Consider the following 25,521-nt stretch of genomic DNA (forward strand, 5'->3'; position numbering starts at 1 on the left):
GATATAGATATTATTTTAATTACAGCAGATAAATCTATTGAAAGAGTACAGGAAGCTTTTAGATGTGGAGTTGTAGATTATCTTATAAAGCCTTTTAGTTTTGAAAGATTTAAAGAATCACTTATTCAATTTAAGGGTAGGTATTATCAATTTAAAAAAAGTGATGTAATTGAACAAAAGGACTTAGATAGGCTAATATCTAGTTCCAACGTTTCTCAAAATGAAGAGGACTTTACTAAGGGGCTTAATAAATATACATATAAAGCTATATGGGATGAAATAGAAAAAAGTGATTATGAGAATTTTACAGCAGAGGACCTAGCAGAAAAATTAGGAATAGCAAGAGTAACAGTTAGAAGATATCTTGAATATATGGAAAAAGAAAACAAAGTAGACAAATTGGTGGAATATGGTAAAGTGGGTAGACCGCAATATAAATACTATAAAATTTAATAAAACCTAAAATAAAATTAGAATTCTTTGAAATTCACGAAAAAGATAATATCATGATATTCATGATATTATCTTTTTTAATTTTTAGGTTTATTTATAAAATCTAAAATTTTATCACATAACTCTTTTGCATCATTATAGCCTTGTTCATATAATGTAGTAAGTTTATCAACATTTTTTTCAACTTGACTAACTTTAACAGGGTTTTTAGGTCTGATGACAAGAACATCTCCATTTTGAGATAATTTATTTACTAATTCAAGACTTTTGTTATAGTTAAGATGTCTATTCTCAATAGCTGTAATAAGCTTAGGATATTTTTTATATTTTCTTTTTATAACTGAAGTGAATTTTTGTTTACTTTTTCTATAAGTAATGTCTCTAGTTAATACAACTATATTTTTCTTATAGCCTTTATTTATGGCATATTCTATAGGAATTGAATCAGAAATTCCACCATCAACTAATTTGTAATTATCTACTTCTACTATATTTGCAAACATAGGTATAGAACAAGATGCCTGTACATAAATAATTTCTTTCTTTAAATCCTTTAACTCAAAATATTCTGGTTTACCTGTTTCACAGTTTGTAGAAACGGCTATAAATTTTGTGTTAGATTTATTAAAAGTATCATAATCATAAATATTTAGCTCATTAGGTATTGTGTCAAACATAAAATCCATACCAAACATTGAGCCTGTTTTAATTAAATTATGAAAGCTTAAATAATTTTTATCATTTATATAATCTACAGTAGAATGATATGCTCTTTTATATTGTTTTGATAAATAAGAAGAAGCGTGACAACTTCCAGCAGAAACTCCAATTGCTATATCTACTTCTATATTTTTTTCTATTAAAAAATCTAATACTCCAGCAGTATATATTCCTCTCATACCGCCACCTTCTAATATTAATCCTATCTTATTCATAACTATCCTTTCTACACTTTAGGTCCATATATATTAAATTAATTATATAGTTTTAAAAATATTATAGTTTAAAATGTTTATGTTATCTAGTTAATTTCTTTATTATATCTTCAAGATTTGGATACATATTTAAAAGTTCATCTCTGTTAAATAATTTAAAATCATCAAAAGTAAAGGCAGGGGCTACCATACATCCAACTAAAGCAAATCCATCAGTGTTCATAGAAGAACCAAATATGTACCCCTTAGGAACTAAAACTTGGGGAACTTCTCCTTTTTCTATATCTAATCCTAATTGCTTAGTTATAAGTTCACCCTCTGGTGTTATCATATATATAGTCAAAGCTTGACCATCGTGGTAATACCACATCTCATCAGAAGTTAATCTGTGAAAATGAGATACCTCTCCAGTTTCAAGTAAGAAATATATGCTACTAAATAATTTTTTATCTTCTCTAAAGAAATCTTCTGATACCACTGATTCTTTGAAGTATCCTCCTTCTACGTGTGCTGTCATGTCTAATTTTTCTATATAATATTGTGCTGATTTCATGTTGTACCTCCTAAGTATAATAAATCTATTATACCAAAAATTTAATAATTTGTAGTAAGCATCATAAGTAAGTGCGGTTTTTTTTCAAAACAAAGAGGCCTAAATCAACAGGTATATATAAATAACTTCTCCTTCCTTATGATTAAGGCTTATGAAAATATTGATATAGTAATTTAAATAAATACTTCGGATTAAATGCTAATTTTCCTGTAGAATCTACAAAAATGATTTAGAGTTGCATTTATATTATACTAAATAAGTACCAAATATTAACATTATATTGCTATAAATCATAAGATATATAGCGATATAAACTTATTAAATTATAAGGAGGTACATTATGAATAATTCTTGTCCAAAGCATGATATTCAAAAAATATTTTCAAAATACAATCCATCTAGACCCAATGCATATGCCCAAATAAAAGGAGGTCCATTAGCACCTTGTATAAAAGGGACTATATATTTATATCAACTAGAAGATGGGGTATATGTAAAAGCATATATAACAGGGATTCCTAATATAAATAATCAATTTAGTTCATTTCATGGATTGCATATTCATGAAGTTGGAGATTGTTCTATAGGAAATGAAAATGATCCATTTACTTCTGCCAAATCTCATTATAATCCCACTAATGTACAGCACCCTATGCATGCAGGCGATTTACCACCAATTTTATCTGCTGATGGAATAGGTATACTTTCTACATTTACTAATAGATTTAATGTAAATGAAATTATAGGAAAATCTTTTATACTTCATGAAGGATATGATGATTTTACTTCGCAACCTTCAGGAAATTCAGGTGCTAGGTGGGCTTGTGGGGTTATTGTTTCCTATTAGTAAGCAAGATAATAAGTTCTTTGATTATACATCTTGTGGGTATTGTATTAGAAATAAATATCTAACATTATAAAATAGTGGATATGATCCCTAAGATTCGTATTTACCATTGAAATCGATGAAAAACGTATTGATTAAATAGTCAATACGTTTCTTACGTATGCCCATCATGGGCAACAACATTATTAATGATATTAAATTAAATAATAAATCTAAAGAAAAATTATAAATAACCGATTATATTAAATAGATAAATTATTTCGAAAAATAAAATTATAATCATAGGAGTTCAAGAGATGAGTGATATTAGTCAAATAGTTTTAAATAGTCTTTTAAATAGCATAAGTAGTTCTAATTTAAACAACAGAACTTTTTTAAATACAAAATCAGATACTTTTGATTCAATACTAGAAAATACATTATTAAATTTAAATAGTACAAATCAAACATGTACATGTAACCATGATAATAGTTTAAATTCACTAGATATGTTAAATACGGTATTAAGCTCTATTAATAACATTAAAACAGATGTACAAAAAACAGATATACAAAAAACAAATAATGAAAATACTATTAGTAATACAACTAAACCATCTGAAAAAATGGAAAATGCAATAAAATTATTAGAAGACCAAGTAGGAAAGCCATATGTATGGGGAGCAACTGGACCAGAATCATTTGATTGTTCAGGATTAGTTAGATATGTATATAAAAATGCATTAGGAAAAGAAATACCAAGAGTATCATATGATCAAAGTAATTTTGGACAAGCAGTTGATAAAAAAGATTTACAAATTGGAGATTTAATATTCTTTGACACTATGAAAAAAGGAAGAGTAAGTCATGTTGGGATGTATATAGGAAATAATGAATTTATACATGCATCTAATCCTAAAAATGGAGTTAAAAAATCCGAATTATCAGGTTACTATGAAGAAGCATATAAAGGAGCTAGAAGACCTTAAATAATTTATTTAAACGATCATTTAGTTAGTATGTCAACTGCTGAACTTAAAAAGAGATATGGCTTTATATATGTAGATAGAAATAATGATAGAAGTGGATCGTTAGAAAGATATAAGAAAAAGAGCTTCCATTGGTATAAATAAGTTATAGCTACAAATGGAGCTAGTTTAAAAAAATAAAAATATGTTTTAAATAATATATGGATTGCCTAAATAATAAGGCAATCCATTTTTTATAGCACATAGGAAATTATATTCATTTTAAAACTGTGGATAAATATAATTTTCGTATATGTGCTTAAAAAAAGTATTCCTTATAAATCTTCAATTGAAGACTTTTTTATAGTTTAGATTTTTTAATTATAAAGGCATCAACTATAAAGCATTTTTTTCTTCCATAAAAATCAGATAGTTTTCCATAAATAGGTGTTGATACTGCTGATGTTAAAAGATAATACAAAAATATACAAAAAAGTTTATATCAAAGGTTGAATATTAAAATTATTTTAGGGTTTTTAAAGAATTTATGGAAAATAAAGGATAATGATTGATTAAAAATAGAAATAATTTATTTAGAGATGATACGGAGAACCGTATGATAAATAAGGAATATGTTTTTGCTTATCTAAGTTTATGAAAAGATTTAAAAAGAAATCAAGCACAAAAAAATAGATAGTAATAATTACAAAAATTTACAATTAAAACAAATTAAAGATATAAGCTGATGTAGGTATTTATACAAAAGGAAATAATAAGAGAATTATATCGAAGAATTTTAGGGGGATATTAATGAAAGAGAAAAAAATATTAAAAACTAGGGAAAATGCAAAATCCACAATAGAAGAGGAATTAAAGGAATTAAAGGAATTAAAGGAATTAAAGCATATAGATTTTAAATTTAAGGCATTATTAAATGCAATACCGTATATGGCATGGTTTACAGATGAAGATAGCAACTATTGTGAAGTAAATAATGAGTTTATGATACACTGTGGTAAAGAGCTAGAAGATATAAAGGGGAAAGGACATAACTGTGTATGGGAAGGTAAAATTGGAAACGAATGTAGGCAATATGATTTAAATGTTATTAATACAAAAGAGGATCTTATATCTGAAGAAATAGTACCAGGCAAAAGAGGATATAAACGTTTTAATGTACATAGATCACCAGTAATAGATGAAAAGGGTAGGGTTATAGGAGTAATGGGAGTCGCAAGAGATATTACTGAAATAAAAAATAGAGATACACAATTCCAAATACTTATTGAAAATATACCATTTAAAGTATGGCTATGTGATAAAGATGGAGTGTATGTAAATGCAAACACTAAATTTGCAAATGGCAGGGAAACAACTGTAGAACAATTAGTAGGTAGAAATTTAAAAGAATTTTATAATAAAGAAGAAGCAGATGAAATTTTTGAAGAAAATATGAAAATTATGTCTACGAAACAATCTACTAAATTTACAAAAGATATAATAGAAAAAAATAAAAGAAGAAGTATAGAAGTATATAAAACTCCAGTATTTAATATAGCAAACGAAGTTATAGGTATAGTTGGTACATTAGTAGATATAACAAAAATAAAAGAAGCAGAGAATGAAATAAAGAAACAAGCATACATAGATTCTCATACAGGACTTTTAAATCGTAGAGCCTTATATGAATATATGAATAGTGAGTTTAAAGGTAATAATGTAACTATGATGATTATAGATGTAGATAATTTTAAACAAATAAATGATACTTATGGTCACTATGTAGGAGATATGGTATTAATAAATATAGCTAATAAATTAAAAGAGTTGTGCCATGAAGATTCTATATTTCGATTTGGTGGGGATGAGTTTATAGTAATTTTTAGAGATATGATAGATAAAGAAATTATAGAAAATAAAGCACAAGAGATTTTAAGTGAAATATCTAAGATAGAAAGTAATGAAACACAAAAACATAAAATTAATGCGAGTATGGGAATTTCAACTTGTAAATGTAACAGTGAAAATTGCAAAAAAGATAAATGTAAATTAATTACAATGGCAGATATAGCACTGTATAAGGCTAAAGAGTGTGGAAAAAATAGATATGTATTATATACAAAAGGGCTAGAGGATGAAAGAATTTTAAATTTTAATATACAAAAAGATTTGAGTAGAGCTATAGAAAAAGATGAAATAAGGGTATTTTATCAACCACAATATACAAAAGATAATAAATTAAGAGGGTTTGAAGCTTTATTTAGATGGAACAATGAAAAATACTCTCATAGACCTATAATAGAAATCATTGATATTATGGAGAAAAGTAATTTAATAATCAGTATAGGTAATGAAATAATAAAAAAAGCATGTATATTTGCTAAAAAAATAAATAAAAATAGAAATAATAAAATAATTGTATTTTTTAATGTATCTTCTATTCAGATAATGGATGATAAATTTATAGAATTTATGAAACGTATATTAAAAGAAACAAAAGTCTGTACAAGTTGTATAGCAATTGAAATAACAGAAACTGTGTTACTTGAAAATATAAACGAAAATATACAAAAATTAAAAGAGTTAAAAGAATTGGGCATCAAAATTGCTTTAGATGATTTTGGAACAGGATATTCATCTTTTAATTACTTAGTAAAATTACCTTTATCAGAAGTGAAAATAGATAAAAGTTTTGTAATAGGGATGGATGCAGGAAAAGAATATATAAATCTTATAAAATTAATTATAGATTCATCTCATTCGTTAAATTTAGATATAGTAGCAGAAGGAGTGGAAACACAAGAACAATTAAATGTATTGAGGGATATGGGAATTGATTATATACAAGGGTACTTATTCTCAAAGCCACTAGAAGAAAAAGATGCGCTAAATTTAGTAATAGATTAATAAATTAGAAATATGTTAACGATATAGACGTTATATATGTAAGTATGAATTATTTGTATAATAAAAAGGAGAATTGAGATGGAATTTAGAAAATCAGTTGAAACAGATGTTAATGATATAATGAGCATTATTAAACAAGCGCAAGATTACTTTAAAGAGCTGGGGATTAATCAATGGCAGGATGATTATCCTAATGTTGAAACAATAAGAAATGATATTATAAATAAAAATAGTTATGTATTGATAAAAGATAATAATATGGTTGCTACTGTAGCAGTTTCTTTTGATAAAGAAAAAACATATGACTCTATTGATGATGGTGAATGGATTAGTAATAATGAATATGCAGTTATTCATAGAATGGCTGTTGACAATAATTATAAAGGATTAGGATTATCATCTCAAATTATGAAAAATATAGAACAGCTTTGTTTAAATAAAGATATATACAGTATCAAAATAGATACACATGAAGAAAATTTATCTATGCAAAAGCTACTTATAAAAAATAAGTTTCAGTATTGTGGAATAATTTATTTAGAAGATAAAAGTAAAAGAATAGCTTTTGAGAAAATGCTATAATGACACAGATTTGCTTATAAATATTTTTGAATTAACTATTACTAATGCTATATTTTCTATTATGGAAAAAAATCCTAGTGAAGGCTTGAACATAAGTGAACATCAAGATTATTACTTAGAAGAAAGTCTTAATAGTTTGAATAATGAAGATTTATAAAAATTAATAAATTTATGTGTAGATAAGTCCCATTCTTTTAGATAAGTAAATTTATTGTTAGTGTATTTTCCTTTTACAGGTGGCCCAATCTATAAGCTTTAAATGTTATAATTTTCCTATTTATCATTGACATAGCAGTTGGAAGAATATATAATAAATTCCATAAAATGAATATAATAAAATTGAATAACCGTTCTTATCCAGAGAGACCGAGGGACTGGCCCGATGACGTTTCAGCAACCAGCATATTTCATTTGTATGCATGGTGCTAAATCCAGCAGAATTTGATTCTGAGAGATAGGAGAAGGTATATATGGAAAACCATTCTAAAGTTTTCATTTGTACAAAAGTCTTCTTCATATTTCTGGAGAAGACTTTTATTTTTTTTTGGAGTTTTAAAAAAATTAATTTGTTATAAAAATATCATAGATAAAGGGAATAATTTATTTGAATCTGTTAAGCTGATATGAAAAAATAGCTTAATATTTAATAGAATTACTCGTTCTTTAAAAACTTATACAGTTTATCAGAATGATAACGAGGACATTTTACACTTGTTTTGTTCATTGTTCTCCTCTCCTTTTTCTTGGGGATATTGAGGTGTTAGAGAACTTATTATATTTCCTAGAGTTGAGAAGAACAATGTTCATATAAATTAACAGATCGATTTATTTTGAAGGGGGATAAAACTATGAAAGAATTTACTTTAAATGAAATTGTAAAAATTGCATTGGGAAGCGGGGCTACTTTAGCGGGTGTTGCTAATGTAGAAGACTTAAAAAAATCACCTGCATTTACTGTTATAGCTAAAATGCCAGGGTATAATGGGGTTGGAACTTATATGTGTGGAGAAAACGATACCTTTTTACCTGAAGTAGTATGGCCCGAAGGAATAAAAAGTGTAGTTGTTCTAGCATATCATCATCCTGTATCTGATCCTAAAATGGACTATTGGGTTGAAGGTTACAATACAGTTGGTAATAGAAAGTTGATTGATATTGGCAAAAAGTTCAAAAGTATTATGGAGAAAGAAGGTGTATCAACATATTCTTTTAACTATCATATAGAAAAAGGAGGAATATTTCTGAAGGATTCAGCAGTAGTAGCTGGGTTAGGATGTATTGGTAGAAATAATTTGCTAATTAATCCTAAGTACGGTCCACATATAAGGCTAAGAGCAATAGGTTTAAATTTAGATTTGCCATCAATTGGACCTTTAGAATATGATCCATGTGTTAAATGTGAAGTAAAGTGTTGGGAGAATTGTACGAAGGAAGCATTTTCTAAAAAAATATATTCAGAGGTAGAATTAGGAAGAAGTGAACTTCCAGGGAGAATAGGAAACTTTAATAGATTAGTATGTAACATACAGATGAAAGAAGATGAAGGCAATATAATTCCTGTAGAAATACCAGAGAAATTTGATGAAGGCTTTGGAAAAGCTATAAAGTATTGTAGAGATTGTGAATATGCATGTCCAATAGGTAAATAGTTATATAGGGAATAGGGGATATGAAGTGAGGTTTGAATTATTATTTTAGTTCATATTTTTAAATAAAAGAGTTAAGCCAAAAAAAGGGGGATTTTTATGAAAGTAGATTTAGAAACAAAACCTGTAGAAACAAAACAGACGGATAAACTTTATCGAAGTTTAAAATCAAGACACCTGAATATGAAGAATTAAAAGAACTTGCTTTAGAAGGAAAAAAAGTCAAGGCTATAAAAAAATATAGAATAGTTTCAGGAGTAGGTTTAAAGGAAGCAAAAGATTATATAGATTTATTGAGTAATAATATTAGTAATAAAAAGTGATAAAAGGTATTATGAATGAGATTATTTGAAAAAAATGGTACAATAATAACGAGTATTTACTCTAATAGATATATATTTAAAGGTAGAGATTTAAGAGGGAGGTCTTGTGTAGACTTCTTTTTTTTAGTACAAGAAAAGGTTGCACTATATATTATCTATATAAGTGTATATAGATAATATATAAGGATACGGGGGAGAAATTTTATGAGAATAGATTATGTTGATTGTGTAGAGAGTGATGATTTTTCAGAAGGGTTAAAAGATTATCTTGATGTTATTGGCATAGATGCAGGTTAGAAATATTGTGAAGGAGAGGTAGTTATAAGAATGCTATTATGATGTTAAAGATGAAAAATTATATATAACTACTAAAAGGGATAATATGGTATAATACCGTTGAATAAAAAATATTAAGGAGAGACATGACATACGTCTTGTCTGATTTAAATTGACAATTTAGGAAAGAAAATGAAGTATTGTTTATCTGATTGTGAAGATGCTCTATAAGGAGTTAGCAAGGGAGATAACATACTAAATGAAGGAGACAATATACTGCATGACAAAAAAAATGAAATTAAAATCTCTTCGAAGTAGTACAATAAAGCTTTTTGCTTTGATGTTTATTATATTAATTTTTTCAATCTATTTGTTGTTAAACACGATTATGAGGAGTAGCATTGATCAATTAGAAAGAAAAAATATTAATGAAAATATGGATAGAGTCACAAATGCTCTTGATTTTGAGGCATCCTCTTTATATTCTACTGCACGAGATTTGGCGGCTTGGGACGATACCTATAAATTTATTGAGAATGGGAATGAAGACTATGTATTCAATAATTTACAAGAAGATGTATTTTTGAACCTAAAGCTGAATTTAATGGTGTTTATTAATCAATCAGGAGAGTATGTATTTGCCAAGGGAATGGATTTTAAGAATAAAGAATTTGTATCAGTTTATCCTGAATTGAAAAAAGAGTTAGAAAAAAGTAATATATTTAAAAATGCTGATTCGAACTATAAAGTAAAAGGCATCATTATGCTGCCGCAAGGGCCTATGTTAATAGCCTCTTATCCTATTAGTAAAAGTGATTTTGAAGGACCAGTACGTGGGAATGTAGTGCTTGGGCGTTTTTTAGATGATATGGCGGTTAGTGACTTATCTGACAGGCTGAAGTTGGACATTTCTTTAGAAAGGCTTGCCAATGAGAATCAAAAGTATGCTCAAAGCTCAAATCCTATCACTCCTCAATCTCCTATAGAGATTGAGGAGCTAAGTAGAGATAAAATTGTTGCATACACAATACTACAAGACATTTACAAACAGCCGGTACTAGGCTTAAATATAGAAATGTCTAGAGACATAAGTCTGATTGGAAAAAAAGGCATAAACTATATGCTTTATTCATTGATTGCAGTGGGCTTTATTTTTATTATTACTGTCATGCTTTTCTTGGAAAAAAACATATTGTCAAGATTATTAAAATTAAGCAAAGAAGTGTTGAATATAGGGAATAAAGGGGAGTTTTCCGTACGCTTAAAACCACAAATAAAGCAGGATGAAATATTCGTTTTATCAGAAGAAATCAATAATATGTTGGACAAGCTAGAGCAATCAGAGGGTCAAATTCGAGAAAGTGAAGAAAAATACCGAACTTTTGTAGAAAAAGGGACAGATGTTATATATTCGCTTAATAAACAGGGGGTGTTCTCATACATATCACCCAACTGTTTGGAAGTACTTGGATATACTACTGAAGAAATCATTGGGAAACGATTTACATACTTTTTAAATCCCGATGATAAAGAAAATTTGAATAACCTTTTACAAAACGTTTCAGAATTAAAGGAACATAAAGATGGTTACGAGTATAGGATGAAAATTAAAAATGAATCATGGAAGTGGTTTCAGACAAAGATTTCTGTAATACCACAAAGTAATAATAACCAAAACTCTTATATCGGTATATTTTATGACATACATATACGTAAATTAGCACAGGAAGCACTTGAACACACCCTTGAGAAAGTTCAAGACCGTACTCTAGAGCTTTCCAAGGCCAATGAGCTCCTACAAGTTGAAATTGTAGAGCGAGAAAAGATACAAGAAAAAATCTCACATCTCGCATATCATGATCATTTAACGGGATTACCGAACCGAATATTATTCGTTGATCAACTGAAACAGGGTATTTTTCTTGCTCGATATTTAGAAAAGCCACTTGGTGTTATTTTTGTTGACTTAGATGGTTTTAAAATGATCAATGATACCATGGGACATGATCAAGGTGACGAACTACTAAAAGAAGTTGCTAACAGACTGGCTGCTTCAGTACATAAAGATGATATTGTTTCCCGCGTTGGTGGTGATGAATTTATTATAATGGTACAAAACTTTACAGATTCTGATGACATTATAAAAATTACAGCCAAAATTATTGATGGTTTTAAACAGCAATTTAAATTAAATGATCAAGACTTCTATGTTACCGCTAGCTTAGGGGTTGCCCTCTATCCAATGGATGGAGAAGACGTAGATACACTAATAAAAAATGCAGATATTGCCATGTACAAAGCAAAGGAAAATGGTAAGAACCAATATGCACTTTGCACACCATTGATGAAAACCAAAGTCATGGAAAATATGACGCTGACTAATAGTTTGTACCCTGCTTTAGAGCGAAATGAGTTGATGCTTTATTACCAACCACAAGTAAATAGCGCCTCTGGGAAAATAATTGGTCTTGAAGCATTATTGAGGTGGAATCACCCTAAGCTAGGTTTTGTTCCTCCTAGTAAATTTATTCCTATTGCGGAACAAACAGGCTTAATTATGCCTATTGGTGATTGGGTGCTTAAAACTGCTTGTAAACAAAATAAAGCATGGCAGGATGCAGGTTTACCCCATATTCGTATGGCAGTAAATCTTTCCGTATCTCAATTTCATAATCCTAATATAGCAAAGCAGGTTGAAGAGATTTTAATGGAAACTGGTTTAAGCTCTGAATACTTAGAGCTAGAAATTACTGAAAGTATTGCAATGAATGAAGTGAACGGCGTTATTGAAACTTTGAACTCCTTTAAAAAGCTTGGCATTACAATTTCTATCGATGATTTTGGGACAGAGTATTCTTCACTGAGCCGTTTGAAACAAATGCCTATTGACAAGATTAAAATTGCTATGCCGTTTGTACAAGGGATAGACGTGAGTGATAAGGATGAAGCAATTACCAAAGCCATTATTGTACTTGCGAAAAATCTGGGACTACAAACCATTGCAGAGGGAGTAGAAACGAAGCAGCAGCTTTCGTTTTTAAACCAGCGTATGTGCGATGAAATTCAAGGATTCTATTACTATAAACCATTGCCTGCACAGGAAATTGAAACTATATTGCGTGCTGACGGCATTCTGAAAATTGAAGATTAATATGTAAAAGATGATTTCTGTATTGTGAACTATAGCCCATAAAATACACAATTTTAAAAAGATAGGCTATGTTTTAACATACTGTTGAAATTAAGAATACAACTAAAGGAGGAAAAATATTTTTCCTCCTTTAATACATAATATATAAAAACTATTTTAAGATACTTAATTTTATCTATACCACTTCAACATTTTTATCATTAATAACATCTAAATTACTTATCCATCTTAAAACTACAAAGCTGAATAATGAAACTCCAATAGAAAAAATAAATATAGAATTTATTCCAAATAAATCTATCATTGTTCCGTATAATAGTTTCATAAGAGAATAAGAAACACCAATTGTAAAGGTATAAACAGTCATAGATGTAGTATAAAGCTTTTTATCTACAACCTTACCAATAAAATCAAAGGCACAGATTATTATAATAGAAATAGCAACACCATGCATAGATGTAGCTAACATAAATATCCATGGATTAGATGTTAATGCATAAATTATCCATCTAATCAAAAGAGCACAACTGGCAAAACTTATCATCTTTATCATTCCGTATTTTTCAAGAAAATCTTTACTCTTTACCATAAAATAAAACTCTGGAATAACCATAAATACAGTAAGTAATCCAACTAGCTCAGCTCCAGCCCCAAGGTTCATTAGATGTATTCCTTGATAGGCCGCCATAGCTTCTGTTAATGAGGCAACACATACTCCACAAAGTAGAATCAGCATATAAGCTCTATTTTTAAATAATTTTGGTAAATCCTCTTTTAAGTTTATCTTTTCTCTATGTTCAATTTTACTTGTAGTATCTAAAGTAGGAGTTATTATTAAACATCCTATCATACTAACCATAAAAACATAGAAGAACATAAGATCATTATTAGTCATTTTTATAAGCTGACCACACAAGAAAGAAGCTATAGCAAATGACATAGAACCAATTACTCTTATTCCACCATAGTTTTTATTATTTTCCCTACAGTATGAAGTAGTTATAGAATCTGTTAAAGGCAATATAGAATTTCTAAACATTTCAAGAAATGTAGCTACTACAAGTATTGCTATAAATGAATTAGTAATAGCGAAAAGTCCTGTGAATAAAAGTGACATTAGTATATTTATCCAAAGAACGGATTTTTGTTTTTTCATTAAATCACTTATAAGTCCCCATATAGGGACAAAAATAATACCGATTATAGATGGTATTGATACTACCATACCCACTTGTGATGAACTAAATCCTAGGGTATTTTCTAAATATACTGGTAAAAAGGTATTGTATGCACCTAAACCAATAAATAGAGCTAAATATTTTGCATAAAATTTCGACATGATGAATTCCTCCTTGTATGAATATACCACAATATTAAAGTTATGAAAATAGTAATAGTTCGTACTATAGTTATCATCTTCCATAGAGTATATATATCATTCAGATATATGCTTACATAACTAGATTTTAAGCAACCGATAGTTGCTTTTAAAAACTATAGGTTGGTTTTTAAGGTAAGGTTTCAGTCTATTAAAGATGGTCTTTCAGTACAAAGGCTTCATATAAGTCCTTATGATGATGAACCAAGAACTTTTATGGCTATTCAAGAATTCTGTGGGGCAAACAATTTAGACTTAAAAACAAAGGATCATAGAGAGGTGAATATATTTATCGTGGGTATTATTCTTGTGAATCGTCTCCAACATTGAAATCTATGTCAATTTTATCTATACCATTTCAATATTTTTATCATTAACAAGATATAAATTACTTATCCATCTTAAATCTATAAAGCTAAATAATGAAGCCCCGATAGAAAAAATGAATATAGAGTTGAATTGTTAAATAAATCTGAATTTATCAAAATAGTTGAAATATAGATAAAAAGTAATATAATAAAATTAAGTACGCTATAAAATGCAATGGAAGTATTAAATTGAAGAATACTAAAAAGATATAAAAATTTAGGGATGAATATGTAAATTCAAAACCTAGAGTATGTTATGAAAGAGCTAGAATTTTAACAGAAGCTCATAAAAAACAGAGGGAGAATCTATTTGCATAAGAAGGGAAAAGGATTTCAAAAAATAAAAGAAGAAGTAGAACAAAAAATACAAGAATTAGATATAGCAAATCCTGAAAATATAGATAAAATAGATTTTTATAAATCTAAAATGTAACAGTTAAATACTGCATTCTTCATAAAATCAATTTGTTTCTAGGAGGAAATCAATGAGGTAGAATTCAGATTATATTAAATAAAAGGGGGATATAAACAAATGAATACATCACCATCAGTTTCTAAACCAATGAGTACATCACCATCTAAACCAAAAGTAAACAAAAGCTTGCTTGTATTTTTATTGGGAGTATTTATAGTTATGGCTGTTATTTTAATTCCAGCTATCAATGAAAATGTAGCTACACAAATGAGTCAAATTAATGGGGAAAATATTAATACGGCTCAAGTAGGAGATCAATATGATACTATATTTGAGACTCTTAAGTATAACAGATCAATTGACATTCTTGCTATGCTTTTGGTTGGTTTTGGTTTTCTTATGGTAACGGTAAGAAAACATGGATTTAGTTCAATTACTGCTACTTTTCTTGTTGTAAGTATTGCGATTCCAATGTATATGATTATTAAAAGCTTTGGAGGAGAAGAATTTTCAAAACCTACAATTAGCGTGGATACTTTGTTATTTGCGGAATTTGCTGCTGCAAGTTTACTAATAGCAATTGGAGCACCTCTTGGAAGGCTCAAAATGGATCAATATATAATTATGGGTTTATTATTTGTTCCTGTGTACATATTTAATGAATGGGTATTGCTTGAAAGTGGAATTTTTGAAGGTTTTCTTGATACTGGTGGATCAATTGCTATTCATGCTTTTGGTGCATACTTTGGATTAGGGGTTGTTGCAAATACACTTTCTAAATTTGAAGATGACCCTTCTTGTGAAAGTGATGATACAAGTAGTAGATTGTGTTTGCTTGGAAGTATGGTATTATGGTTATTTTGGCCATCATTTACGAGTGCGATAGTAGCTCCTGAAAGAGTAGTTTTAACGGCAATCAATACAATCTTTGCTTTATGTGGAGCAACGATTGCTACTTATATATTTACGAAATTGATTAGAGGAAAAATTGACATTGAAGATATTGCTAATGCTGCACTTGCAGGTGGAGTAGCGATTGGTTCAACTTGTGATGTGACAACTCCAGGTTATGCGATGTTAATCGGTATTGCTGCAGGAGCTTTGAGTGTTATTGGTTATGCGATTATTACTCCAAAATTTCAAAATTTGATTAAAGGAACAGATACTTGTGGTATTCATAATTTACATGGAATGCCTGGGATTTTAGGAGGAATTGTAGCTGTATTTATTACTGGAAATATAGGGATTCAGTTAGGTGCAATTGTAGCAACTGTAATTATTGCATTTATTGGTGGTAAAATTACTGGATCGATTATTAGTCTATTAGGTAAAAAATTTATCCCTTATAGTGATGAAGATGAGTTTTTTATGCATAATTAAGATAAGATATGAAACTTCAAGTGAATGTCACTTAACTTATATAAAACAACCCGAAGATAGACTTACATTTACAAGATTGCATTATAGATAAGGGTGTAATTATATTAATGTATTCAAAAAGATAAAGTAAATGGAATTAATATTAAGCATACCCTTTAGGGTATGCTTTTATGGTATTCAACAAAACATTTTTTATCATGTTTAAGTTTTATAGCAATGTTCGCATCTCTTTTTTCAGCAAATCTAAAAAATAATCTAATTAGTTTTTGGATGGACTTAGATTGATCTTATTTTACATATTTGAACATAAAAAAAGACTGTAAGAGAAACAGTTTTTTTTGTGATTAATAAAATTTTAATTATCTGGGTACACTACAATTGTATAAATATATAAGAGCTGATAGCTATTATAAACTAAAAAAATTAATGAAAAGGAGAAAAATGATGGATAAAGATGAAGTAGTATGTGCATGTTTTGGTGTAACAGTAGAACAATTGCAAAAAGCTATAGATGACGGTGCTAAAACATTTGAGGAAGTGCAAGAAATTACAAGTGCGGGTACTGGATGTGGAGGTTGCGTAGACGATATAAAAGTAATAGTTAATCAATTATTAGAAAAATAATATCTAAAACAAAATAAATAAAAAAATAAGCATCTATGTGGCTAGATATAGATGCTTGTTTTTTTATTACGCCGTTGTTACAGGACAGAAATATTGTGAAAGGAAATTGGGGCTTCTAAAATTAATTATAATGGTTATGTAATGAAAGAATTAATAACTTAGAATTAAAAATATTAAGAATTTAACATGAATTATATTACACAAAGGGATTGTTGAAAACCTAAATAAGTAATATATATAAATTTCTATATAAAATTTTTTTTATATTATAGACCTTTATAAAAAATAATGGTATATTGTATACATAGGCAACAAGAGCTGACAAAATAATTAAAAATAAAACACTAGGAACAGACATAATAGACATTTAAGATGCAGACGTAATTAATATAAGAGGAATTATGCTCCTCTTACACTTAAATATACTATCTCCCCAAGAATAGTAGTCAAAATAGTATAACCCTTTGATAAAGACTGTAACGGAAACAGTCTTTTTTTGTGTTTAATAAAATTTTAATTATCTAGGTACATCACAATTGTATATAATTATATATAAATAATTATAAAAAAACAAATATAGACAAGTAATATAAGTTATAATAATGTAGCTATAATTTTATACAAAAAGGGAGATGAAACAAATGAAAAAAGGTGGTTGTTTATCAACTATAGTTGCATTATTTTTTTGGGTAATTTTCTTATTTGTAGGAGATATAGGTCAAGATAATGCTACAAAAACAGAATATAATACTTCACAAGTTAAAAGTAGTGTAGATACTCAAAATTTCAAAGAGGGTAAGGAAGATAAAACTAATATAGAAGAAGTTTCTAATGTAGTAGAAAATAAAAAATCAGAGCTGCATTTTATAAATACGGGTAATAGCGACTCTATATTAATTATTCAAGATAAAAAGGCCGCTCTTATTGATGCAGGTGATAATGATGATGAGCAAAGAGTTATTGCTTATATTAAGAAACAAGATATAACAGAATTAGAATATGTATTTGCTACTCATCCTCATGCTGATCATATAGGTGGACTAGATGCAGTAGTAGATAATATAAAAGTAAACAATATGTTTGTATCAAATGGAAATCCAGATACAGATACGTATAGAGACTTTATAACATCTATGTCAAATAAAAATGTAAATCCTAGTGTACCATTATTAAATAGTGAATTTAAGTTAGGTACATCTACATTTAAAGTATTATCTGTAGCAAATAAAAATGACCCAAATAATGATTCAATAGTATTACAGTACACAAATGGTAATGATAAAGTTTTGTTAATGGGAGATGCAGAATCAGAAATAGAAAATAGTATAAACGTTGGAGAGGTTGATTTATTAAAAGTTGGACATCATGGTTCTCATAGTAGCTCGACTAAATCATTTATAGATAAAGTAAATCCAAAATATGCAGTTATCCTAGTAGGAAACGATAATAAATATGGTCATCCACATGTAGAAACTATGGAATTATTAGAAAATAAAGGTATAAAAGTTCATAGAAGTGATGAATGTGGAGATATAGTATTTAAATCTAGTGGTAATGGATTAACAGTAGATTGTAAAGAAGGAAGTTACGAATCAGGGAAAAAAGAGTATTCTAATACAAATAATAGTAGTTCTAATGTATCTACCAACAATGGGATAGTAGAATCTAAATCAGAGCCTATACCGCAATCTCAATCAAGCGGGAATACTGTATATGCCAATGGTGGAAGCTCTACTTCAAATAAATATCATTCATCCAAAAGTGCTCATAATATGGAAGGTTCCATTGAGATGAGTGAGAGTGATGCTAAAGCTCAAGGGTATGTAGCTTGTAAGAGATGTTACTAAGTTAGAGAATATAATTATGTATAACTAGGACTGATTTAGTAGTCAAGCTTTATGAATTTAAGAATGCATATAATATGTGTGTAAGAGTAATGATTACACAAAAGAGATTGTTGAAAACCTAAAAAAAATAATAGATAAAAAAAAATTATATAAAACTTTTTTTATATTATAGACCTTTATAAAAAATAATGGTATATTGTATACATAGGCAACAAGAACTTACAAAATGATTAAAAAATAGACACCAGACAGAGACATAATAAATCAGACATTTAATAAGAGGAGTCATGCTCCTCTTACACTTAAAAATACTATCCCCCATAAATAGTATTTAAAATATCATAACCATTTAAAAAAGACTGTAACGAAAACAGTCTTTTTTTGTGTTTAATAAAATTCAAATTATCTGAGTATACTATAATTTATTTTAGTAATTTTAACGCCTCCTATGTATTTACTTTTATTTAGAAAAATGTCTATCTAATAATCCTTTAAAAGCTCTTCCGTGTCTAGCTTCATCTTTACACATTTCATGAACAGTATCATGAATAGCATCTAAATTATGTTTTTTCGCCAATGTAGCTAAATCTTTTTTACCTGCACAAGCGCCATATTCAGCTTCAACTCTAGCAGATAAGTTAGACTTTGTATCAGCTACAACAACTTCTCCTAGTAATTCAGCAAATTTAGCAGCATGTTCAGCTTCTTCATAAGCTATTCTTTTATATGCTTCTGCAACTTCAGGATATCCTTCTCTATCTGCTTGACGACTCATTGCTAAATACATTCCTACTTCTGTACATTCCCCCATAAAGTTAGCTCTTAATCCTTCTACCATTTCAGGGTCTATATCTTTAGCTATTCCTATTCTATGTTCATCTGCCCATGCAAGTTCTCCTTTAAGTAGGTTAAACTTGTCTGCACCTATTTTACAAACTGGACAAACTTCTGGTGGAACATCTCCTTCATGAATGTATCCACATACTGTGCAAACATATTTTTTCATAAAAAATCTCCTTTCAACTATTAAATTTATAAATTTGATACGTATGTATTATTTGTATAGAAATTATTATTATTCAGATGTTTTAAAATTAAAATAGTTACTATTTTATGATATTAATTATCTGGGTACACTAAAATTGTATTTCTTAACTTGAAATAAAGGAAAAAATCTCTCTTTTTTTGTTTACATATCTGTGATTTAATTAAAACTAAACAAAAGGATATATTATGATATAATGTTGTTACGTTTGTTACCAAATACAAGCTAGTATACAATCGAAACTTTAATAGTTTAATCATTATAATTAATAGAAGGGGAAGTTACATGGAAAGCATTTTTTATTTTTTCAGAAGTAGTACGGGTCAGAATAATTTTATCATGTTTGAAGCATTACATTTGTCTATATTATTTGCTGCCTTAGTTGTTAGCATTTTCATTTTTATGATAAAAAGAGAAAGCAGAAAATTGGAATTATTTATAGGATGCGTTTTAATATTTCAACAAGTACTTTTATATACCTGGTATTTTACGAGTAAATTTAATTTATTAAAAGAAGGATTGCCATTATATCATTGTCGTATTGCTATTCTTTTCATTGGAATAGGTTTAATTTTTAATAAAAAAATTATAATGAAATTAGGTTCTTATTGGGGAATAATTACTTCAATATTAGCTTTGTTGTTTCCGGGGCTTGACCCGTTTTCGTTCCCTCATATGACTCAATTTTCTTATTTTATAGGTCATTTGTTTTTACTATGGGGCTCTGTGTATTTATTATTTATAAAGAAAATAAGTATGTCAAAAGAAGATTTTAAAGAGGCTATAATTTTTACAAATATTTATCATTTATTAATGTCGTTTATAAATAAAATAATCGATTCTAATTATGCCTATATGAGTTCGCCTCCTATTGATATAGGAATTAAATTAAGTCCTTTGATTTATGCTTTATCGGTTATTATGATTTTTAATACGATATTAATTATAGAATACATTTTAATTAATAAAAATAAAAAAGTAGAGGAAACGTATGAAGTTCAATATGGATAATTTTCTAAAAACATCACTAGGGGCTATTATATTTTAATAAATAAAAACAAAGAATAAAAATATCCGAACCTACAACGAAATTTTAACTTAATTGAATGAGAATTCAAAGTAAGTTAAAATTAGAAAATTAACTAATTACGGAATTTAGGTCTAGGGAGTAGTTGAAGATAATCTAGTATTTTAAATAGTTTCAGAATGGTTCAAAGGGCAACATAGTTTAGTTAAGTTTGCCCTTTCTTTATTCAATAATTAAATTTAAAATATATTCAACCTCCATGTGAAGAGGAGTACAGATATCTTTGGAAGCTATGAAACGGATAATTTTATGCAAATAAAAAAGACTGTTTCCGTTACAGTCTTTATCAAGGGGATTGGGAGTTACAAATACTATTCAAGGGGTATAGTATTTATAGCTATTTAAATTTTTGGGGTAGAGAGGAGTATTGAGCATAACTCCTCTTTTTTGTGCATCTCTTTAACGTCTAATTATGTCATTTCCTGTTGTCTATGTATACAATATACCAACTTTCCACATAGAAGTCTATAGTATAAAAAAAGTTTTATATAAAATTTACATTTTATAGAATTTATTATAAAAAGTTAATTTTATATGAGTATGAATTCGATTATTATAAAACTAAATTTAAAATATAAATTTAAAAATGGACTATTTAATTCATAGCCCACTTTTCATTTGAGATATTTATAGTATGTTGTCTTCTTTACATCAAGTAGTTTTATTACTTCTACATTTGACACTAAACCTTATTTAACTAAACAATAGCACTATAAGGAGATTATACTAACTATAAAAGTTCATTTTTTTAATATCTAACACATAACGACAATTTTATATGGTACGGTTTGAGCTGGTATACTCTTTGTAGTAGCTCCATAGATAACAATTAAATTTCTGTTTGTAGGTGCTTTGGTAAAAGCTTGATTGTTTTCTAATACTATTTTCGTATTTGGTGCAATGGTTAATTTTAATTTACTATCGCTGCTAACTAAATCATTATCAAAATAGTCTACTTTAACATTTTGATATTGTGTATCTTTTGCCATAACAATTGCTCGAAATCGTGGTGGAAAAATAAGAGGAACAGCTGCATTTGCATCATAAAATCCTGTCACCTTATCTCCTACTTCTACCATTGTATGTTCTACAAAGTAAGTAGAAGGGCTCACCACGAAATTTACTACAGAGCCATGTCTATTTACCACAGATATTAATTTATAACATCCTAAGTTTTTCCCACTTTCATCTATTAAAAAATCATCAATCTTGGTGATCATACCATGAAAAAATTCGAAACTTTCCATTTTTATTCCTCCTATTCTATTTTATATAATTTATGTTTTTTTTAATTTTATGTTCCAGAGTTATTGGGTAAACTTATTTTAGAATTTTTTTATTCCTAAAACAGATATAATATATTTAGCTCTCAAGCTTTTTTAATGACTCTTCATTAAGACTTACTTACTCAACTGAATAAATAACTTCTATATTATTAAATAAACTTACATTAACTAATTCAATTATATTATATGCGAAACAAACTTATCTACTAAAACGCCAGCAAAACGTAAGAATAAATTGAAGCAAGTATTTAGAGTATCTAACATATAACTCTCATCATTAAAAAGGTTTATTGTCTCATAACTAAATGTAGAAAAGGTAGCTAATGGCTTTATATCTATATATAATAGTCCAAATATAGGAGGTTCATCTTTAATTGCAGCTTTAGTATTTATATTAGTGCATCTTTGATATTTATACACAATTTATGTATGCTATAAAAATAATATAAAGAATTCTTAGATATTAATTAATTATCTGGGTACACTACAATTGTATAAATATATACGAGTAGATAGCTATTAAAAACTAAAAAAGTTAATTTAAAGGAGACAGATGATGGATAAAGATGAAGTAGTATGTGCATGTTTTGGTGTAACAGTAGAACATCTTCAAAAAGCTATAGATGATGGTGCTAAAACATTTGATGAAGTGAAACAAGTTACACAAATTGGTACTGGTTGCGAGAGTTGTTTAGGCAGTGCAAAAGTAATCGTTGGTAGATTATTAGAAAAATAATGTCTAAGATAAAACAATAAAAAATAAGCCTCTATGTGATTAGATATAGATGCTTATTTTTTATTGTTTTAAATATCAAAATTATTGATATCTAAGAATTATTATGATAATATTAATACATACTAATAACAATAAAAAAATTCTCTAATGAGAGTTCTCTCTTATCTAGAGTATTCTTTGAAAAGCTAGGAGTAAGTCGACCAAAACTTACAACTCCTAGCTTTTTCTTATTTTATAGCACATAGGAAATTATATTCATTTTAAAACTGTGGATAAATATAATTTCCTATGTGCTTCAAAAAAGTATTCCTTATAAATCTTCAATTGAAGACTTTTTGATTTTTGATTTTGTTGATTAAATCTTAACATATCATAAGACTAAGGGCATTGTTATAGGCTGTTCTAGATGTAGATTGCCAAGTCCACTGGTTTAGTTGTATGTAAGATATCTACGCAAAGATACTTTATAAGGAGATTAAGCAATTTTATAATTGAAGAAATAAAAAAATTACAATAGGAGGATATTATGAATTATTACAGTATTTATAAACTTGTTAAAGGTGAAGACTTAAATCATCATGATACATTATTTGCAGGTAGGATGACGGAATGGTTTGTTGAAAGCTGCTTTATAACAGCTGCTAGCGAATATAAACATCCTGAAAATTTAGTTTGTGTTAAAATCCATGAACTTAACTTTAATACACCTATAAGAAAGGGAGATATAATAAATATACAATCTAAGATTTGCTTTGCTGGTAAAACAAGTTTAACTGTTTATGGAAAAGTTATAAGAAATAATGATGATAAAATATTAGTTGATGGTTATATAACTTTCGTTTGTATAGATGAAAAGGGATGTAAAATGCCTCATAATTTAATTTTAGATGAATCTAATACAGAAGAAGACCTTAAATTAATTAATAAAGTTAAAAGTTTTAAAAAATAAGATAATGTTTATAAAAATAACTAAACTCACTCGTTGAGCTAGTTAAAGTATTATATTTATAGATATGAAAACATAGAAGCTTAAATTATTAAAATTAATTATTGTAACGATTTATTTAATAAGGGATTAAACTACATAACAGATTTTGAGATAGAAGTGCATTATGGGGAAAGTTATACATAAAATAGTAGTATACAAAAAGTGATTAATAAAAGAGTATATACAGTTTATGATATTTCAAATAGTGGAGAACTTTTGGTTAATAAAAATAAGTTTGTTGACGTATTATAATGTATAACTTTATTAATAAGAAATGAACAAATATAAAAATAGTAATATATTTGAAAAATATGAGTAGAGTGAATTTTTTATGGGAGTGATAATATGTATAATAATTGTAACTTATTTGAACTTAGAGGTGCTTGGGTAGCAACCGTTTATGGAATCGATTGGCCTAAAACTCAAAATGATATAGAAGCTCAAAAAAAAGAATTTATAGAAATATTAGATACATTACAAGATTTAAATTTTAATGCTGTATTTGTTCAAATAAGACCGGCTTCAGATACATTTTATAAATCATACATAAATCCATGGTCTAAATATCTTACAGGTATTCAAGGTAAAGACCCAGGATATGATCCACTCAAATTTATGATTAAAGAAACTCATAGAAGACATATGGAATTTCATGGATGGTTAAATCCATATAGAATAACTACAAAAGGAACTGATTTAAATGAATTATATGAAGGTCACCCTGCAAGATTAAATCCCAATTGGGTAATATCCTATGATAATGCATTATTTTATGACCCAGAAAATCCAGAGGTTATAAATTATATTGCAACAACAGTCTTTGAAATAGTAAAAAAATATTATGTAGATGGAATTCATTTTGATGACTATTTCTATCCCTATAACTATCCTCTACCTAAGGGTGAAGAGAGAGATGGAGATGTTGCTAATGCTAGACGTGAATCAGTAAATGATATGATGAGATTAGTAAATAAGGCTATAAAATATACTAGATCATGTGTTCAATTTGGAGTAAGTCCTTTTGGAGTGTGGAAAAATAAGAGTAGTGACCCTAGTGGCTCAGATACAAAGAACTTAGAAAGTTATTACGATGTGTATGCGGATAGTTTACAGTGGATAAAAGAAGGAATTATAGACTACATAGCACCTCAAATTTACTGGACTATAGAAAATAAAACTAGTGCTTACGAAACGTCAGTTAAATGGTGGAATGATGCAGTTAAAGATACTGATGTTAGGTTATATATAGGTCAAAATATAGGTAATGTAGACATAGCAAAAGAAATAGGAAAAGAAATAAATATAAATAGGCAGTATAGTGAAGTTGAAGGAAGTATATTCTTTAGTATGAGTAATATAAAAGAAAATACAGGGGATGTAATAAATCAATTAAAAGAAGTATATAGCTGTGAGGCAGATACACCAACAAACTGTTAGTAATTACTTAATTGATAGGAATTTATTTTATTATTACTATCATATAAATTATTTACATATCTAGTTTTTATTTTAGTGTATTTACAAGAAATATTTAATATGGAAATGGTTTGGAAATAATAATTTATTTAAAAATTCATAAAACGTATTGACAAACACAGAATATAGGCATATAATGGTAATATAAATTAAATAAGATTCCCTTGAAGGGGAGTAGCTTTCACGAAAGTGATAATCAATCGTCATTACGGATTACATATCCCGGTTGATTAGCGGGTATATTAACTTGTTAGCAAGACCTTCAAAGTAG

23 protein-coding genes, 1 pseudogene and 1 riboswitch are annotated in these 25,521 nt (G+C 27.9%); of the genes and pseudogenes, 18 read left to right on the forward strand and 6 right to left on the reverse strand.

The annotated features are described in order from the left end of the window. A partial coding sequence (locus tag AC11VW_RS13845; RefSeq protein WP_484302018.1) for a response regulator occupies positions 1–453 on the forward strand: 453 nt, incomplete at its 5' end. A 77-nt stretch (positions 454–530) separates the two neighbouring features. On the opposite strand, the gene AC11VW_RS13850 is transcribed toward AC11VW_RS13845, so the two are convergent. Together AC11VW_RS13850 and AC11VW_RS13855 are read right to left on the reverse strand one after the other, a co-directional pair. After that, positions 531–1,388 (reverse strand): patatin-like phospholipase family protein, encoded by an 858-nt coding sequence (locus AC11VW_RS13850; RefSeq protein ID WP_484302019.1) that lies wholly within the window; start codon positions 1,386–1,388, stop codon positions 531–533. A gap of 82 nt (positions 1,389–1,470) precedes the next feature. Further along, complete coding sequence (locus AC11VW_RS13855) at positions 1,471–1,941, reverse strand: cupin domain-containing protein (RefSeq protein WP_484302020.1); 471 nt, start codon at positions 1,939–1,941, stop codon at positions 1,471–1,473. Between the two features lie 340 nt (positions 1,942–2,281). Here AC11VW_RS13855 and AC11VW_RS13860 point away from each other — a divergent pair, with 340 nt between their 5' ends. From AC11VW_RS13860 to AC11VW_RS13900, 9 genes and pseudogenes are all read left to right on the forward strand, one after another. Beyond that, positions 2,282–2,788, forward strand: a complete 507-nt coding sequence (locus tag AC11VW_RS13860) for a superoxide dismutase family protein (protein WP_484302021.1) — start codon at positions 2,282–2,284, stop codon at positions 2,786–2,788. A 296-nt stretch (positions 2,789–3,084) separates the two neighbouring features. Beyond that, positions 3,085–3,756: a C40 family peptidase gene (locus AC11VW_RS13865; protein WP_484302022.1), complete on the forward strand. Its 672-nt coding sequence runs from the start codon at positions 3,085–3,087 to the stop codon at positions 3,754–3,756. 21 nt (positions 3,757–3,777) lie between these two features. Then, positions 3,778–3,900, forward strand: a pseudogene (locus tag AC11VW_RS13870) (family 1 glycosylhydrolase); the annotation flags it as partial. Positions 3,901–4,545: 645 nt separating this feature from the next. Next, positions 4,546–6,642, forward strand: a complete 2,097-nt coding sequence (locus tag AC11VW_RS13875) for a sensor domain-containing protein (RefSeq protein ID WP_484302023.1) — start codon at positions 4,546–4,548, stop codon at positions 6,640–6,642. Positions 6,643–6,720: 78 nt separating this feature from the next. Further along, a complete protein-coding gene (locus tag AC11VW_RS13880) occupies positions 6,721–7,224 on the forward strand; it encodes a GNAT family N-acetyltransferase (RefSeq protein WP_484302024.1) in 504 nt (167 codons plus the stop codon). Then, a complete protein-coding gene (locus AC11VW_RS13885) occupies positions 7,208–7,381 on the forward strand; it encodes a DUF6179 domain-containing protein (RefSeq protein ID WP_484302025.1) in 174 nt (57 codons plus the stop codon). The genes AC11VW_RS13880 and AC11VW_RS13885 overlap by 17 nt, the downstream gene beginning before the upstream one ends. A 193-nt stretch (positions 7,382–7,574) precedes the next feature. Beyond that, a riboswitch (SAM riboswitch) is annotated at positions 7,575–7,685 on the forward strand. A 387-nt stretch (positions 7,686–8,072) separates the two neighbouring features. After that, the gene (locus AC11VW_RS13890; RefSeq protein ID WP_484302026.1) at positions 8,073–8,873 is read left to right on the forward strand and encodes a 4Fe-4S binding protein; all 801 of its coding nucleotides are present in this window, start codon (positions 8,073–8,075) and stop codon (positions 8,871–8,873) included. Positions 8,874–9,037: 164 nt separating this feature from the next. Further along, complete coding sequence (locus AC11VW_RS13895) at positions 9,038–9,193, forward strand: ribosomal protein L7/L12 (protein ID WP_484302040.1); 156 nt, start codon at positions 9,038–9,040, stop codon at positions 9,191–9,193. 556 nt (positions 9,194–9,749) lie between these two features. Then, positions 9,750–12,620 carry an EAL domain-containing protein gene (locus AC11VW_RS13900; RefSeq protein ID WP_484302027.1) on the forward strand — a complete coding sequence of 957 codons (2,871 nt, stop codon included), beginning with the start codon at positions 9,750–9,752 and terminating at the stop codon, positions 12,618–12,620. Between the two features lie 175 nt (positions 12,621–12,795). Here the strand turns inward: AC11VW_RS13900 and AC11VW_RS13905 are convergent, their stop codons facing one another. After that, positions 12,796–13,959 (reverse strand): MFS transporter, encoded by a 1,164-nt coding sequence (locus AC11VW_RS13905; protein WP_484302028.1) that lies wholly within the window; start codon positions 13,957–13,959, stop codon positions 12,796–12,798. Between the two features lie 717 nt (positions 13,960–14,676). Between AC11VW_RS13905 and AC11VW_RS13910 the strand changes: the two genes are divergently transcribed. The 4 genes from AC11VW_RS13910 (at position 14,677) to AC11VW_RS13925 (ending at position 18,632) form a co-directional block, all read left to right on the forward strand. After that, a complete protein-coding gene (locus tag AC11VW_RS13910; protein ID WP_484302029.1) occupies positions 14,677–14,799 on the forward strand; it encodes a hypothetical protein in 123 nt (40 codons plus the stop codon). Positions 14,800–14,898: 99 nt separating this feature from the next. After that, complete coding sequence (locus tag AC11VW_RS13915; RefSeq protein ID WP_484302030.1) at positions 14,899–16,161, forward strand: ammonium transporter family protein; 1,263 nt, start codon at positions 14,899–14,901, stop codon at positions 16,159–16,161. 444 nt (positions 16,162–16,605) lie between these two features. Then, a complete protein-coding gene (locus tag AC11VW_RS13920; protein ID WP_484302031.1) occupies positions 16,606–16,785 on the forward strand; it encodes a (2Fe-2S)-binding protein in 180 nt (59 codons plus the stop codon). A 641-nt stretch (positions 16,786–17,426) separates the two neighbouring features. After that, positions 17,427–18,632 (forward strand): ComEC/Rec2 family competence protein, encoded by a 1,206-nt coding sequence (locus tag AC11VW_RS13925; RefSeq protein ID WP_484302032.1) that lies wholly within the window; start codon positions 17,427–17,429, stop codon positions 18,630–18,632. Between the two features lie 460 nt (positions 18,633–19,092). Here the strand turns inward: AC11VW_RS13925 and AC11VW_RS13930 are convergent, their stop codons facing one another. Then, a complete protein-coding gene (locus tag AC11VW_RS13930; protein ID WP_484302033.1) occupies positions 19,093–19,638 on the reverse strand; it encodes an NADH peroxidase in 546 nt (181 codons plus the stop codon). A 324-nt stretch (positions 19,639–19,962) separates the two neighbouring features. On the opposite strand from AC11VW_RS13930, the gene AC11VW_RS13935 reads away from it, so the two are divergent. Beyond that, on the forward strand, positions 19,963–20,688 hold the full coding sequence (locus tag AC11VW_RS13935) for a YwaF family protein (RefSeq protein WP_484302034.1): 726 nt from the start codon (positions 19,963–19,965) through the stop codon (positions 20,686–20,688). Between the two features lie 831 nt (positions 20,689–21,519). Here AC11VW_RS13935 and AC11VW_RS13940 read toward each other — a convergent pair. Continuing rightward, positions 21,520–22,011 (reverse strand): hypothetical protein, encoded by a 492-nt coding sequence (locus AC11VW_RS13940; protein ID WP_484302035.1) that lies wholly within the window; start codon positions 22,009–22,011, stop codon positions 21,520–21,522. A 216-nt stretch (positions 22,012–22,227) separates the two neighbouring features. Continuing rightward, complete coding sequence (locus tag AC11VW_RS13945; RefSeq protein WP_484302036.1) at positions 22,228–22,470, reverse strand: CrcB family protein; 243 nt, start codon at positions 22,468–22,470, stop codon at positions 22,228–22,230. Between the two features lie 136 nt (positions 22,471–22,606). Between AC11VW_RS13945 and AC11VW_RS13950 the strand changes: the two genes are divergently transcribed. From AC11VW_RS13950 to AC11VW_RS13960, 3 genes are all read left to right on the forward strand, one after another. Next, the gene (locus AC11VW_RS13950; RefSeq protein WP_484302037.1) at positions 22,607–22,786 is read left to right on the forward strand and encodes a (2Fe-2S)-binding protein; all 180 of its coding nucleotides are present in this window, start codon (positions 22,607–22,609) and stop codon (positions 22,784–22,786) included. Positions 22,787–23,312: 526 nt separating this feature from the next. Continuing rightward, a complete protein-coding gene (locus tag AC11VW_RS13955) occupies positions 23,313–23,735 on the forward strand; it encodes an acyl-CoA thioesterase (protein WP_484302038.1) in 423 nt (140 codons plus the stop codon). Positions 23,736–24,119: 384 nt separating this feature from the next. After that, the gene (locus AC11VW_RS13960; protein WP_484302039.1) at positions 24,120–25,211 is read left to right on the forward strand and encodes a glycoside hydrolase family 10-like protein; all 1,092 of its coding nucleotides are present in this window, start codon (positions 24,120–24,122) and stop codon (positions 25,209–25,211) included. Positions 25,212–25,521 lie beyond the last annotated feature (310 nt).

Source organism: Romboutsia sp. (assembly GCF_056995035.1).

Excerpts from the sequence above, each read along its gene's own strand:
- AC11VW_RS13850 (WP_484302019.1), bottom strand. The coding sequence starts at position 1,388 with ATGAATAAGATAGGATTAATATTAGAAGGTGGCGGTATGAGAGGAATA.
- AC11VW_RS13855 (WP_484302020.1), bottom strand. The coding sequence starts at position 1,941 with ATGAAATCAGCACAATATTATATAGAAAAATTAGACATGACAGCACAC.
- AC11VW_RS13860 (WP_484302021.1), top strand. The coding sequence starts at position 2,282 with ATGAATAATTCTTGTCCAAAGCATGATATTCAAAAAATATTTTCAAAA.
- AC11VW_RS13865 (WP_484302022.1), top strand. The coding sequence starts at position 3,085 with ATGAGTGATATTAGTCAAATAGTTTTAAATAGTCTTTTAAATAGCATA.
- AC11VW_RS13875 (WP_484302023.1), top strand. The coding sequence starts at position 4,546 with ATGAAAGAGAAAAAAATATTAAAAACTAGGGAAAATGCAAAATCCACA.
- AC11VW_RS13880 (WP_484302024.1), top strand. The coding sequence starts at position 6,721 with ATGGAATTTAGAAAATCAGTTGAAACAGATGTTAATGATATAATGAGC.
- AC11VW_RS13890 (WP_484302026.1), top strand. The coding sequence starts at position 8,073 with ATGAAAGAATTTACTTTAAATGAAATTGTAAAAATTGCATTGGGAAGC.
- AC11VW_RS13900 (WP_484302027.1), top strand. The coding sequence starts at position 9,750 with ATGACAAAAAAAATGAAATTAAAATCTCTTCGAAGTAGTACAATAAAG.
- AC11VW_RS13905 (WP_484302028.1), bottom strand. The coding sequence starts at position 13,959 with ATGTCGAAATTTTATGCAAAATATTTAGCTCTATTTATTGGTTTAGGT.
- AC11VW_RS13915 (WP_484302030.1), top strand. The coding sequence starts at position 14,899 with ATGAATACATCACCATCAGTTTCTAAACCAATGAGTACATCACCATCT.
- AC11VW_RS13920 (WP_484302031.1), top strand. The coding sequence starts at position 16,606 with ATGGATAAAGATGAAGTAGTATGTGCATGTTTTGGTGTAACAGTAGAA.
- AC11VW_RS13925 (WP_484302032.1), top strand. The coding sequence starts at position 17,427 with ATGAAAAAAGGTGGTTGTTTATCAACTATAGTTGCATTATTTTTTTGG.
- AC11VW_RS13930 (WP_484302033.1), bottom strand. The coding sequence starts at position 19,638 with ATGAAAAAATATGTTTGCACAGTATGTGGATACATTCATGAAGGAGAT.
- AC11VW_RS13935 (WP_484302034.1), top strand. The coding sequence starts at position 19,963 with ATGGAAAGCATTTTTTATTTTTTCAGAAGTAGTACGGGTCAGAATAAT.
- AC11VW_RS13940 (WP_484302035.1), bottom strand. The coding sequence starts at position 22,011 with ATGGAAAGTTTCGAATTTTTTCATGGTATGATCACCAAGATTGATGAT.
- AC11VW_RS13950 (WP_484302037.1), top strand. The coding sequence starts at position 22,607 with ATGGATAAAGATGAAGTAGTATGTGCATGTTTTGGTGTAACAGTAGAA.
- AC11VW_RS13955 (WP_484302038.1), top strand. The coding sequence starts at position 23,313 with ATGAATTATTACAGTATTTATAAACTTGTTAAAGGTGAAGACTTAAAT.
- AC11VW_RS13960 (WP_484302039.1), top strand. The coding sequence starts at position 24,120 with ATGTATAATAATTGTAACTTATTTGAACTTAGAGGTGCTTGGGTAGCA.